This is a genomic window from Chromohalobacter canadensis (assembly GCF_029544075.1).
In the GTDB taxonomy this organism is placed as follows: Bacteria; Pseudomonadota; Gammaproteobacteria; order Pseudomonadales; family Halomonadaceae; genus Chromohalobacter; species Chromohalobacter canadensis_A.
The window spans coordinates 173,800-186,789 of sequence record NZ_JAJQJH010000005.1 but is presented as its reverse complement, the minus strand read 5'-3'; the positions used below and the strand labels follow the sequence as shown (position 1 = coordinate 186,789).

Genomic DNA, 12,990 nt, shown 5'->3' with positions numbered 1-12,990 from the left:
TCCCCGATAGCTCAGTTGGTAGAGCAAATGACTGTTAATCATTGGGTCACAGGTTCGAGTCCTGTTCGGGGAGCCAAGCGATATTCTATGCAGCATTAACGCGCACTGTTGACCGTTTCGGTCGTCCCTTCCTCGCGCGGTGTCTTTTCTTTCTGCAGTGATTTCAACAAGCGTCGTATTTCCAGATGGTGGAAAAACTCCTCCAGCTGTTTCGCGCGCGTTTCCCCAATGCCTGAATAGCCTTGCCAAGCGGATGACGTCCATTGCGTGAGCTCACGCATGTCGTGTCGTGCGAGTATCGCCTCGAGTGCGTCCTGCGGGATGGCAGGGAGTCCCAGCGCACGTAGCCAGCGCCGTGGGGAACGTTTATCGGCCGTTGCAAAGAGTGCGCGCCAATCATGTGCGGTCTTGGTGCCGACGCCGGGTAGTGTCTCGAGGGTTCGGGTATCTAGCGTGCGCCAGTCGAGAAGCTCCTCTATAAGCCCGGCATCGACGAGCTGGCGCCATGTGGCGGGGCCTATACCTTCGAAGTCTAAACCGTTGTCGCTCCCCAGCCATTCGAGCCTGGCAAGGAATTGATCGCGACACACCGGTGTTAGACGTAGACATGACAGGCGGTCGTAACGGTTGGCATCAGGTGCCGCTACCGAAGGACGCGGTCGCGTGCGTATGACCACGTCCTGTAGTTGCGGGATGGTCAGACCGGCCAGGCGCAGCCTGACCTGGTCGCCTGGGCGCACGTTCGTTTTGCGCCAATGTGCCAGCGAGCCAAGGCTCACGTGGGTGATTCGTTTGTCGCCAAGCATGACCGGCGTCAATGTGGCAACGGCGGTGATGCGCCCGGTGCGGCCCACCGTGAAGTCGAGGGCGTCGACGTGTGCGATCGCCTGCTGGGCGGGATACTTCCAGGCCATGGCCCAGTCTGGAGGCGAGGCCTCCCATTCGTGTCCGTCGGGACGATCGCCACGCTTGACGACGATACCGTCGGTGGCGAAGGGCAGGGCGTGGTTGTACCAGTATTCGCGCCACCGGGCGATGTCTTCTGGTGTGGTGACAGCATGTGTGGTATCGGCGATCTCGTCGAATCCCCAGTCGGTAAGCGTGGTGAGGCGAGCGGGCATGGTGGCTGGTCCGTTGGGCCAGCCCCAGACGAATAGGCCGATTTCCTCGCCCTGGTGATCTGTCAGTGAATCGCGAGCCATTAACCCGGCAACACGGGCACGTGCGCCGTCGAGGCCATCGCGGGCTTGCGTGTGTGCGTCGCGGCGTGCGTAGAGCTCGCCTTGCAAAATGACGCGTGAGGGCGCCGTGTCGGGAAGCTTCCGCGGGATCGCTGCGATGTGCGATACCTTGGCAAGCCAGTCTTGCCCTTCGATTCCATCTCCACGGCTGATTGCCGCGACCAGGCGCGATTGCCGGTACATCAGGGTGACAGCGACGCCGTCGACTTTAGGTTGTATCCACAGTGGATGGTTTGTTTGCTGTGTGATCCAGCGTGCTACAGCGGCGCGGTCGGGAAGCTTGTTAACGCCCGTCTGTGGGACCGGATGGCGTTGCGAGCCGGCGGGTTCATGCAAGACGATGCGCGAGGCGGCCAAGGAGGGGAAACATTGCGCCCAGTGGGCGAGTTGGCGCTTGGCGGAGTCGTAGGTGCCATCGTCGATCAGACGCTTGCCGTGGTGATAATAGGCCTGATCCCAACGCGCGAGTTGGGCATTGAGTGCCTGGTAATCTTCTTGCAGTGTCCGAGGCGGTTGTTGTGGGCATGTCGCAGCAGATACCGGAGTGCCCATGACGAGAGCATAGGCAACGAGACCGCACAGGAGCCAGCGGCCCGAGGGCCGGGGCATGATGCTGAAGGGTGGGAGGGATAAGGCAACGCGGGGAAAGCGGCAGAAGGCTGGCATAAAAAATTCAAGGCTTCCAGTTATTAGTTAAATCTCATTTAACTGGAAACGATGAAAAAGGCCAACCCTCTAGCGTTAAATATTGCCGCCGGCGTATGCCGACGGCGTGACGTTTACTGCGTTTCTTGCAGATGCGCATAGTCGAGCAGAATTTCCGCTGCCTCGATGACTTGCGCGCGATCGACCGGCTTGTCGTCCTCTTCCTTGTTTTCTGTACCGTCACTCTCGCGGGCATCGGTCCATTCTTCGAGCTGATCGAGTCCCAGCGCCTTGCGGCGTTGATTCTCCAACGAGAGTTGCTCGGCCTCCTGAGCTTCCATCTCCCGTTGGCGCTGCTCGCGATTCAAACTGATGCTGGTCCGTTGCTCCTGGAGTTGCTTGGCCAGCGTGGCCTCCCGTTCGAGATAGACGAAGTTGGGGTCCTGCTTGGCGCGTTCGTCATGCTTCGCTTGGAGCGCGTCGAGATAGCGTTGTGGCTCGCCGTATCGACGGTACTGCACGGAGCGCACCTTGTCCCAGGGCAGGGCGTTGTCGAGTGCGCTTTCCCCGATGTCGTCCTTGCCGATGAGGCTGGGGAAGGTGATGTCTGGTTTGACGCCGCGCAATTGGGTGCTTTCGCCCGTGATGCGATAGAACTTGGCGCGGGTCAGCTTGACCTGGCCATGACTGAGGTCATTGAGCGTCTGCACGGTTCCCTTGCCGAAGGTCTGGTTACCGACCACCAAGCCGCGACCGTAATCCTGGATTGCGCCAGCGAAGATCTCCGAGGCGGACGCCGAAAGTCGGTTGACCAGTACGGTCAGTGGCCCATCGTAGTGTGTGCCCCGGTCGGAGTCGCCATAGAGATTGATGCGGCCGCGGGCGTCGCGCACCTGCACGGTGGGGCCTCGGTCGATGAAGAGTCCGATCAGCGAATTGGCTTCCTGCAGGGCGCCGCCGCCATTGTTGCGCAGATCCAGAACGATGCCCTCGACGTTCTCCTCCTTGAGTTTATCGATTTCCTGGGCGACGTCCCGCGTGCTGCTGCGGTAGTCGCTATCACCGGCCTGCCAGGCATCGAAATCGACATAGAAGGTGGGCACGTCGATCACGCCGACCTTGTGCTCTTCGCCATCGCGCGTCACGGTCACTACCTCGCTACTGGCAGCCTGGTCCTCGAGCTTGACGGTATCGCGGGTGATGCGCACCGTGTGTGTGCGCGTCACGTCGACGGCCTTAGCAGGAATGACGTCGAGACGTACGGTCGAACCTTTGGGTCCACGAATCAGGTCGACGACCTCGTCGAGGCGCATGCCTACGACATTGACCATCTCGCCATCCTCGCCTTGTCCCACTGCGACGATACGATCGGCCGGTTCCAAGGCATCGCCCTTGTCGGCGGGGCCGCCGGGTACCAGGCTGGATACCTTGACGTATTCGCCTTCGCTTTGCAGCAGCGCACCGATACCTTCGAGCGAGAGCTTCATCTGGATATCGAAGGATTCGCTCTGGCTGGGCGAAAGGTAGTCAGTATGCGGGTCGACGGTGCCAGTGACGGCGTTGAGAAATAGCACCAGGACGTCTTCGGCATTGGTCTGTTCGACGCGGGAGAGCTGGTTCTCATAACGATCGCGCAGGGTCTCGGCGATGTCCTCGGCATTATCTTCTTCCGGGGCGCTGAGAGATTGGGTCAGCGCGGCATTCTTGAGGCGTTTTTCCCAAAGTCGGTCGAGCGCGTCCTGTTCCTTGGCCCAGGATTCGTCTTCACGGTCCAGCGCCAGGCGCTGGTTGCTCTGATAATCGAAGTCGCTGCCATCATTGAGGCGGTCGATCATCCATTTCAAGCGTGCTTCCAGGCGCTCTTGGTACCGAGCGTAGAGTTCGTAGACGCGCTCTAGTTTCCCCTCGTCGAGCGCCTCGTCGAAGGAGGTCTTGAGATCTTGGAAGTCCTTTACGTCACGTGATAGTAAGTAGGCGCGTTGGGGGTCCAGTACATTAAGATAGCGCTGAAACGCTCTCGAAGACCACTCATCGTCCAGGTTGATATCGGCGTAATGTCCATATCGCAGCGATTCAGCGACTTCCGCCGCTGCTTGTCGCTGTTCGTCGGTAGGTGTCGGGCCCTTGGCCAACGCCGGGGCACATACCACCAGCAACAGTGACAAGATCGCCGCGCGCCGAGCGGCTGCAAACAGGCTCATCAATCAAGCACTCCCGGTTTCATGTACACTCTCGTTCCCAGATTGCCGGCTCATTGAGTTGAGTTTTCTCAGACCGGACTGGCATTGTAGCAGTCTGTATCATCCGTCACAGACACTTCTCCGAGGACGCCATGGCCCACGCTCCCACCCTTGATCGCTTGTTACATTTTCTCGAACGTTCCCCCACGCCTTGGCATGCCGTCGACAATATGGCCAGGCGACTCGAGCAAGCGGGATACCATCGCCTCGAGGAAACCAAGGCGTGGCAGTTGGCGCCCGGCGAGCGTTTTTACGTTACCCGCAATGGTTCATCGTTGATCGCCATGCAGGTGCCGGAGGAGGCCCTGGGCGGGTTGCGCATGATCGGAGCGCATACTGATAGCCCCGGGCTACGGCTCAAGCCCCAGCCGGTGGTTACCGGCAACGACTGGCTTCAATTGAGTGTCGAAGTCTACGGTGGTGCGTTGTTGGCACCTTGGTTCGATCGAGATTTGGGCCTGGCCGGGCGTGTCCACGTACGACGCGAGGATGGGCGACTGCAGGGCGTATTATTGCACGTTGATCGCCCCGTCGCGATCATCCCCAGCCTGGCGATTCATCTTGATCGGGAGGCCAATAATGGGCGTGAACTGAACGCCCAGACACAGATGCTGCCGGTCATGCTGCAGGGGGGGAGTGAGCCCGATCTGGAGAAGTGGCTCAAGCGCTGGTTGTATGAGCAGCACGGCTTGGAAAACATCCAACTGATGGATTATGAACTCGCCCTCTACGACATGCAGCGGCCGTCGCGTGTGGGGGTGGAGGGCGAATTGATCGCTAGCGCACGCCTCGATAATCTATTGTCGTGTTTTATGGGTATCGAAGCGCTGTTGGCCAGTGATGGCCAGCAAGGCGCGGTATTCGTCGCCAATGATCATGAAGAAGTGGGGAGTGCCAGCGCCATCGGCGCCCAGGGGCCGTTTCTGGGGGACGTGCTGCGCCGCGTGCACGCCCAGTTGGGCGAGGGAGGCGAAGAAGGTTGGGTGCGTCTGATTCAGGGCTCACGCATGATTTCTTGTGACAATGCCCACGCCCTGCATCCCAACTTCCCCGAAAAGCATGATGCCAATCATGGCCCGACGATCAACGGCGGCCCGGTGATCAAGGTCAACGCCAATCAGCGCTATGCCACCAATAGTGCCACGGCGGCGATGTTTCGAGATATCTGCCGCGAGGCGGGAGCGCCAGTCCAGACGTTCGTCACGCGTGCCGACATGGGATGTGGCAGCACCATCGGGCCGATTACCTCCACCGAACTCGGGGTGCCGACGCTGGATGTTGGAGTGCCGCAATGGGGGATGCACTCGATTCGCGAAACCGCCGGCAGCCGTGACGCCGACTATCTGATTCGTGCGTTGACGGCTTACGTCAATCGCGCCGAGTTGAGCTAGCCCGGGTACCGGCGTACGAAAAAGCCCGCCAACAAGGATGTTGGCGGGCTTTTGTATATCTTGGTGGCTACGCCCTGACTCGAACAGGGGACCCCATCATTATGAGTGATGTGCTCTAACCAACTGAGCTACGTAGCCGTTCAATGCGGGCGAATACTACGTGTAACTCCCTGATGTGTCAACTATTCATTGCCATCAGGCCGCCCGGCGACTCTTGTGTGCACTAGACGTTGAAACGGAAATGCACGACATCCCCATCGACGACGATGTACTCCTTGCCTTCCAGACGCCATTTTCCCGCATCCTTGGCGCCTTGCTCGCCGCCCAGTGTCACGAAGTCGTCATAGCCGACCACTTCGGCGCGGATGAAACCCTTCTGGAAGTCGGTATGGATCGCGCCAGCGGCTTCCGGGGCGGTGGCCCCGATAGGCGTGGTCCAGGCGCGGACTTCTTTGACTCCCGCGGTGAAATACGTCTGTAGGCCGAGCAGGGCGTAACCGGCGCGAATGACCCGGTCGAGGCCAGGTTCTTCCATGCCCATTTCCTCGAGGAAGGCGCTGCGCTCCTCTTCATCGAGCTCGGCGATCTCGGCTTCGATCTGATTACATACTGGTACCACCACGGCGCCTTCTTCGGCTGCGATCGCATGAACGGTGTCGAGATAGGGATTGTTCTCGAAACCGTCCTCATTGACGTTGGCGATATACATGGTGGGTTTCAGGGTCAAGAAGCCGAAGCTCTTGAGCTGGCGTTGCTCGTCGTCATCGAGGCCGAAACTGCGTAGTGGCTGGCCCTCGGCTAGATGGGGCTGGATGCGGTCGAGGATGGCTTTGGTGGCCATGGCCTCCTTGTCACCGCCTTTGACCACGCGCGCGAGGCGCTGGATGGCGCGCTCTACGGTATCCAGATCGGCAAGCGCGAGTTCGAGGTTGATAGTCTCGATGTCGGCGCGGGGGTCGACCTCATTGGCGACGTGAATGACATTGTCATTATCGAAGCAACGCACAACGTGGGCGATGGCCTGGGTCTCGCGGATATTGGCCAGGAACTGGTTGCCCAACCCTTCGCCTTTCGAGGCGCCCGCGACAAGGCCGGCAATGTCCACGAACTCCATGGTCGTCGGAATTACTTTCTGCGGTTTGACGATAGCCGCAAGTTTATCCAGACGCGGGTCCGGCATGGGGACGATGCCGACGTTGGGTTCGATGGTGCAGAAAGGAAAGTTTTCGGCGTCGATTCCCGACTTGGTCAAGGCATTGAACAGCGTGGATTTGCCGACATTGGGAAGGCCGACGATACCGCAATTGAAACCCATGGGATCTTCCTGAATCGTATGCGAAAGGGCGTGATGAACGTGGCCCGCATTCTACCGATGTGGCGGGTGTGGGGCTATGGGCGCGAGGCGGCTGCCGAAAAGAAGCCGTGTTTTAGCCGTTGAAGCTATGCAGGCGATTCATGGCGCTTGCCCAATCACCGGCGGCAACGTCGGGGAGAGTGCGCAGGCATTCATCGATGGCGGCATCGATGGCAGTGCGTTCCGCCTTGCCGGGGCGTCCGAGGACATAGTTCGTCACTTGCTTGGCCGAGCCCGGATGGCCGATGCCGATGCGCAAGCGATGGAAGGATTTGTCGTTGCCCAAGGCGCTGACAATGTCGCGTAAACCGTTGTGGCCGCCATGGCCGCCTCCGTGTTTGTAGCGTGCCGTACCCGGGGCGATATCCAGTTCATCATGGGCGACGAGCAGCTCGTCGGGGGAGAGCTTGAAGAACTGGCAAAGCGCGGCGACAGCCTTGCCGCTGCGATTCATGTAAGTGCTGGGCACCAACAAATGAAGATCATGGCCAGCGTAATGGATCTTGGCATATTGCCCAAGAAACTTACGCTCGGCTCGCAGCGGGGTCAGGCTGTCGCGCGCCAGGGCTTCAACGGCCCAGGCGCCCGCATTGTGTCGCGTGGCATCATATTCGGGCCCCGGATTTCCCAGGCCGATAATCGCTTTGACGTGACTCATGCGGGCCCCTCGAAAACCGATTACTCGGTCTTTTCGCCGTCTTCTGCGGCAGCGTCGCCGCCGCCTTCCTCGCCATCTTCGTCACCGTCGGTACCGGTATCGGCACGCGTGACGCTGACCACGCCGAAGTCATGCTCCTCGCCATGGTTGAGGGCGACCAAGGACACGCCTTCAGGCAGCGGCAGGTCGGACAAGTGCAGGGTCTCGCCCAGGCCTAGAGAGGTCACATCGACTTCCAGGTACTCGGGGAGCTTGCTGGGAAGGCAGCTGATCTCGACGTCGTTGGCCAGCACGTGCAGCACACCACCTTCTTCCTTGACGCCCTTGCACGCATCTTCACCGTTGACGTGCAGCGGCACGTTCATGGTGATTTCGTGCGTGGCATCGACGCGCATGAAGTCAGCATGAGTCACCAACGCCTTGTACGGGTGGCGCTGGATATCACGGATGATGACCTGCTCCGACTTGCCTTCGAGATCGATGTTGATTACCGATGAGAAGAAAGCTTCATCCTCGATGGCCTTGTAGAAGGCAGGCTTATCGAGAGTGATCGGTTGCGGCGTCTTATCGCCACCATAGATGATAGCGGCGACTTTCTGGTTCTCACGACGCAGGCGGCGGCTCGCACCTTTCCCCAGGTCGTGACGAACCTTGGCGGATAGAGTGAATTGGGACATTGATTGTCACCTCATAGGTTATGTAAGGAAAGCGGCACCGCCCGCGACCAGGCGATGCCGATTCCGTGAGGGCCTCGCGGCCCGCGTATCCGTGCACGCTCTCTGAGGCTTTTGCCTCAGTGGAACATGGCACTAACGGATTCTTCGTTACTGACGCGGCGAATGGCTTCCGCGATCAGCCCCGCGACCGAGAGCTGACGAATGCGACCGCTGCGGGACGCTGTCTCGGAAAGCGGAATGGTATCGGCCACGACGAGTTCGTCAAGTACCGAGCCGACGATATTGTCGACGGCCGGTCCGGACAGGATGGGGTGCGTCGCGTAGGCGACGACACGCCGAGCCCCGTGGCCTTTGAGCGCTTCGGCCGCCTTGCACAAGGTGCCGGCGGTATCGACCATATCGTCGACCACTACGCAGGTACGATCCTGAATCTCGCCGATGATATGCATGACCTGGGCTTGGTTAGCCTGCGGCCGGCGCTTGTCGATGATCGCCAAATCGGCGTTGAGCTGCTTGGCGATGGCGCGTGCACGGACGACGCCGCCGACGTCGGGGGAGACCACGACGAGATCGTCGTAGTTCTGGCGTTCGATATCATCGAGCAGGATCGGCGAACCATAGACGTTATCGACGGGAACGTCGAAAAAGCCCTGAATCTGGTCGGCGTGCAGATCCATGGTCATGACACGGTCGACACCGGCCTTGACCATCATGTCGGCGACTAGCTTAGCCGAGATCGGAACGCGTGCGGAGCGCACTCGGCGGTCCTGGCGAGCATACCCGAAATACGGTACGACGGCGGTGATTCGAGTAGCGGAAGCACGGCGCAGTGCGTCCACCATGAGAATCAACTCCATCAGGTTGTCGTTGGTCGGTGCGCAGGTGGACTGCAATACGAAGACGTCCTTGCCGCGAACGTTTTCATTGATCTCGACCGCGATTTCACCATCGCTGAATTGACCGACGGTTGCATGGCCCAGCCGGTTGTCGAGGCTTTCGGCCACCTTGCGGGCGAGTTCGGGATTGGCATTTCCCGCGAACACCATCAATTTAGACACGCGCAGCCACCTTTGGAGTCTTGAGGGATCTCGGAGTGGGATTCATCGGGAGCTCTGAGAAATTGGCTGGGGTACCAGGATTCGAACCTGGGAATGTCGGTACCAGAAACCGGTGCCTTACCACTTGGCTATACCCCAGCAACACATCGACTCGTTGTTTCGTGTGTCGTATTGCCCACATAGAACACGATGCCGAGTTCAGGCGTCCCCGTATTAGCTCATGAGCGACATTTATCGTGAATGTCGAGAGCGTCGTGGAGGGGGGAAGTGTTGCAGCCGCGTGCCTTGAATGCATGCCAATGGCTATCAACACGGTGCAAAATCCTATCGGCTTGTTGCTCACTCGTCAAGGGACAGAATAGACAGCTGCCTGTCCCCGTCAGCATGGCTGGGCCGAAAGCCGATAACCAGTCGAGCGCTTGCGCGACCTTCGGCGACAGGCGTTTTACCGCTGCTTCGCAGTCATTGCGCCAGTCGCGCCCCTGTTCGGCTTCCCCTCGCAGTGCGCGCGCCATACTAATGGGCGGGGTGTTGCGTGTCAATTCAGGGTGGCCGAACACGGCGGGCGTTGATATTTCTTCCCCCGGGTGGAGAACCACAAACCACGGGGTTTCGAGCGTCACGGGTGTCAGGCGTTCGCCAATGCCTTCCGCCCAGGCACTGCGGCCGTATACGAAGACCGGCACATCGGCGCCCAGTGAAAGGCCCAGCTCGGCCAGACGGGGAAGTCCCAGCGAGAGTGACCAGAGGCGGTCGAGCGCGAGCAGCGTGGTAGCCGCATCTGAGCTTCCGCCGCCCAAGCCGCCGCCCAAGGGGAGGCGTTTTTCCAGGTGGATATCCGCGCCCAGCGACGTACTGCTTTCATGCTGCAGCAGGCGTGCGGCACGCACGATGAGGTTGGCCTCGTGATTGACGCCAGCCATCGCGGAATGCAGTTGGACGGACCCATCCTCGCGTGGCGCGAAGTGCAGCGTATCGCCGCGGTCGAGGATTTGGAACAGCGTCTGCAGTTCGTGATAACCGTCGGCACGACGGCCGACGATATGCAGCATGCGATTGAGCTTGGCGGGTGCGGGCAAGCTGAGTCGTGCATTCATGAGTCGGACACGGCATCCCATTGATTGACGACGAGCGTGGCGCGTAGGTCGCCGTAGCTCATGACCAGTCGGCGTGGTAGCCACAGGTCGTCGGCACGCGACCAGTCACGGTACTCGATCGTCCAGCCGAGTTGTTGCAGACGCTGGGGAAAGCCTAGCTCATCATGCTCGAGGCGCTCACTGGCGTTGGGGGCAGGCAGGCCACGGATCCAGTAATCGAGTGCGGAAATGGGCAGCGACCAGCCTAACTGCTGTTCCATCAAGGCTTCCGGTGTCCCGGCCTCGAAGCGCCCTTCGCTATTGGTCAATGTGACTTTCCCGGGGACCCCTTTTAGCAGAGTGCGGCCGGCTCCGAAGGGGCCGCTAATCAGGATGCGGTAGGTGTCGGGGCGCTGCTGCCAGTCGATATTGGCGCTTTCGGAATTTTTACTGGTGCGGAGCCCGACCTTGCCGGCGAGGCTCCAGTCATCCAGTGCTTGCAAGCGTTCGGCTTGAGCATCCCAATCGCCACGTTCACGGGCTTGGTCGGGGCCAGGGGCTTGGCTGGCACAACCTGCCAGCATGACGATGAGCAGTAGGCTGAGCCAAGCGCGAGGTGCGGCGTAGCCATGGCGAAGGCGTAATGAGAGAGAGCGGATCATGAGCTGGCTTCCGTGTCGCGAGTAGAGTCCGGGTCGACGTTGCTGCTTGCATCATTCTCGTTGGCCGGGGCGAGTTCAGGATGTCGGCGCAGTAAGTCGTCGATGAGCGGATGCGGCGAAAAGCGCTGTAGCGCCTCCTCTACCAGGGCGCGCGCCTGGGCGTCGCGTCCGGTGGCGGCGAGTACCTCGGCGAGGTGGGTTGCGATTTCCTGATCGGGTTGGCCGCGATAGGCTTCGCGTAAATAAGGGAGCGCTTCTTGCGCGCGGTCGAGATGGAAATAGACCCAGCCGAGACTGTCGAGGATGGCGGGGCTCTCGGGCTCGAGGCGGTGGGCCTTTTCGATCAGCGGCAAGGCTTCCTGATGGCGACTCATGTCGTTGCTCAGCGTATAGCCGAGGGCGTTGAGCGCTTCGGCGTTATCGGGCTCGCGTTCAATGATCGTGCGCAGGTCGGCTTCCATGGTGTCAAGATCGCCCTGGTGATAAGCGCGCATGGCATGCTGGAAGCGTAGCTCGGTAACCTCGGGCGTCTTGGAGATGGCTTCATCGAGCAGTTCGTCGGCGCGTGCGCGTTGGCCTTGGGCATCGAGCACGTCGAGCTCGAGACGTAGTAGGGCGACGCGTTGATCGGGATGGCGAAGACGTTCGATACGTAAAAACGCGCTGGCGTCTTGTGCTCGATCCGCGCCGACCAGCATTTTGGCGGCCTGTGCGCGTGCCTCGATGAAACCCTCGCCGCTGGGTACTTGACGATAATAAAGCAGGGCGTTGTCGATTTCGCCGGCTTGCTCGGCGATGCTGCCCAGCATCAGGTAGGCAGCCGTGGGCGTATCGTCGCGGTCGAGCAGAGGAAGAAGAATGCGCCGGGCGCCATCGGGATGCGCGGCGTCGAGATACAGTTGGGCAAGTGCCAAGCGAAGCGACGCCGTGTCATCATGGCTAGCCAGCAAGCGCTCGACATCCTCGTTAGCGGCTTCGATATCGCCATCGGCGAGGCGAGCCTGCGCCTGGGTCAGGCGCAGGCGGCCGTCGCCGGGAAAGCGTTCGAGCCCTTGGCGGGCATAGCACCGAGCATCGTCCAGGTTGCCATTATGCAGAGCGATCATACTGCGCGTCAGCCATACCTCGGCGGGCGCTTCTGCTATATCTGTCAGGCGTGCGAGTCGAGCATCGGCGGCTTCGGTATCACCGTTCGCTGCTTCGAGCTGGGCGGTCGCTAGCTGGGCATCAAGGTGCCGGGGATGGCGCTCGACGAAATCATGCAGAGTCTTCAGTAGCGGCCTAACGTCAGCATCTTGCTCGATGGCGAGCTCGGCCAGCGCGGCAAGATCCGCCTCGGGCTCCTGGTCGGCAATGCGCAAGCGTTGGGTCAGGGCGGTTTCCCAATCGCCACGTTGCACCGCGAGACTGGCGAGGACATGACGCGGCGTGGTGGCGTCATTATCGATTTCTTGCCAGCGCAGTGCGGTGCGTTCTAGTAGGGCGCTGTCGTCGGCGTAGCGCGCTGCGAGGGTGGCGCGCTCTGCCAGAGCGGGCGATGCGTAGCGTTCGTTGACGTCAAGATAGCCCTCGGCGGCGCGCCGGTAATCGCCGCGCTGCCCCGCGAGTTCGGCAAGCAGCAACGATGAAAGGCCCTCGGCGTCGAAGCCGCTGGTCACCGGTGGCGCGTTTTCCATGGGATCATCAAGCGGGATGGCGTTGGGCGTTGTCGGAGCGTTTTGGCAGCCCGCCAGCAGCAACGCTAGGACGGAGGCCAGGATCAAGCGTATGCGCATGCCATCCTCGAATGTGCGTTTGAAAGCATCAGCATACCGGCTCGATCAGGCCGGGCAAAGCGTCAGGCGCGGGAAACCTCGCGCTGCGCGGCAACTTGCCGCCCCATGCCCAAATGTCTCAGTCCTATGCTAGGATATCGATCCTGCAGCGCACTAGGCGGGGCTGGTATTCCGGCTTCGTCACCCCCACATTGTCCGCCGCGCCCGAATGCA

Annotated in this window: 10 protein-coding genes and 3 tRNA genes; 2 read left to right on the top strand and 11 right to left on the bottom strand. The window is 60.6% G+C overall.

The window, feature by feature from the left end; all coding sequences use genetic code 11:
* Positions 1 to 76: transfer RNA gene (locus LUN51_RS09370), tRNA-Asn, on the top strand.
* Between the two features lie 19 nt (positions 77 to 95).
* Here the strand turns inward: LUN51_RS09370 and ligB are convergent.
* A complete protein-coding gene (gene ligB / locus LUN51_RS09365; RefSeq protein WP_277811052.1) occupies positions 96 to 1,850 on the bottom strand; it encodes an NAD-dependent DNA ligase LigB in 1,755 nt (584 codons plus the stop codon).
* 170 nt (positions 1,851 to 2,020) lie between these two features.
* A complete protein-coding gene (locus tag LUN51_RS09360; protein ID WP_277811045.1) occupies positions 2,021 to 4,087 on the bottom strand; it encodes a carboxy terminal-processing peptidase in 2,067 nt (688 codons plus the stop codon).
* Between the two features lie 131 nt (positions 4,088 to 4,218).
* On the opposite strand from LUN51_RS09360, the gene LUN51_RS09355 reads away from it, so the two are divergent.
* The gene (locus LUN51_RS09355; protein ID WP_075368622.1) at positions 4,219 to 5,517 is read left to right on the top strand and encodes a M18 family aminopeptidase; all 1,299 of its coding nucleotides are present in this window, start codon (positions 4,219 to 4,221) and stop codon (positions 5,515 to 5,517) included.
* Between the two features lie 61 nt (positions 5,518 to 5,578).
* Here LUN51_RS09355 and LUN51_RS09350 read toward each other — a convergent pair.
* The 9 genes from LUN51_RS09350 to LUN51_RS09310 form a co-directional block, all read right to left on the bottom strand.
* Positions 5,579 to 5,655 (bottom strand) — tRNA-Met (locus LUN51_RS09350).
* Between the two features lie 85 nt (positions 5,656 to 5,740).
* The gene (gene ychF / locus LUN51_RS09345) at positions 5,741 to 6,832 is read right to left on the bottom strand and encodes a redox-regulated ATPase YchF (RefSeq protein WP_040243768.1); all 1,092 of its coding nucleotides are present in this window, start codon (positions 6,830 to 6,832) and stop codon (positions 5,741 to 5,743) included.
* Positions 6,833 to 6,944: 112 nt separating this feature from the next.
* Positions 6,945 to 7,529: an aminoacyl-tRNA hydrolase gene (pth, locus tag LUN51_RS09340; protein WP_075368623.1), complete on the bottom strand. Its 585-nt coding sequence runs from the start codon at positions 7,527 to 7,529 to the stop codon at positions 6,945 to 6,947.
* A gap of 20 nt (positions 7,530 to 7,549) precedes the next feature.
* Positions 7,550 to 8,206 (bottom strand): 50S ribosomal protein L25/general stress protein Ctc, encoded by a 657-nt coding sequence (locus LUN51_RS09335; RefSeq protein ID WP_277811044.1) that lies wholly within the window; start codon positions 8,204 to 8,206, stop codon positions 7,550 to 7,552.
* Between the two features lie 116 nt (positions 8,207 to 8,322).
* Entirely contained in the window at positions 8,323 to 9,264 is a 942-nt protein-coding gene (locus LUN51_RS09330; protein ID WP_175575845.1) for a ribose-phosphate pyrophosphokinase, read from the bottom strand.
* Between the two features lie 63 nt (positions 9,265 to 9,327).
* Positions 9,328 to 9,402: transfer RNA gene (locus LUN51_RS09325), tRNA-Gln, on the bottom strand.
* Between the two features lie 80 nt (positions 9,403 to 9,482).
* Entirely contained in the window at positions 9,483 to 10,361 is an 879-nt protein-coding gene (gene ispE / locus LUN51_RS09320) for a 4-(cytidine 5'-diphospho)-2-C-methyl-D-erythritol kinase (RefSeq protein WP_277811043.1), read from the bottom strand.
* Positions 10,358 to 11,002, bottom strand: coding sequence for a lipoprotein insertase outer membrane protein LolB (gene lolB / locus LUN51_RS09315; RefSeq protein ID WP_075368626.1), 645 nt, complete (start codon positions 11,000 to 11,002; stop codon positions 10,358 to 10,360). Before lolB ends, ispE begins: the two co-directional genes overlap by 4 nt.
* Positions 10,999 to 12,777, bottom strand: coding sequence for a tetratricopeptide repeat protein (locus LUN51_RS09310; protein WP_277811042.1), 1,779 nt, complete (start codon positions 12,775 to 12,777; stop codon positions 10,999 to 11,001). The genes lolB and LUN51_RS09310 overlap by 4 nt, the downstream gene beginning before the upstream one ends.
* Positions 12,778 to 12,990: the final 213 nt, after the last annotated feature.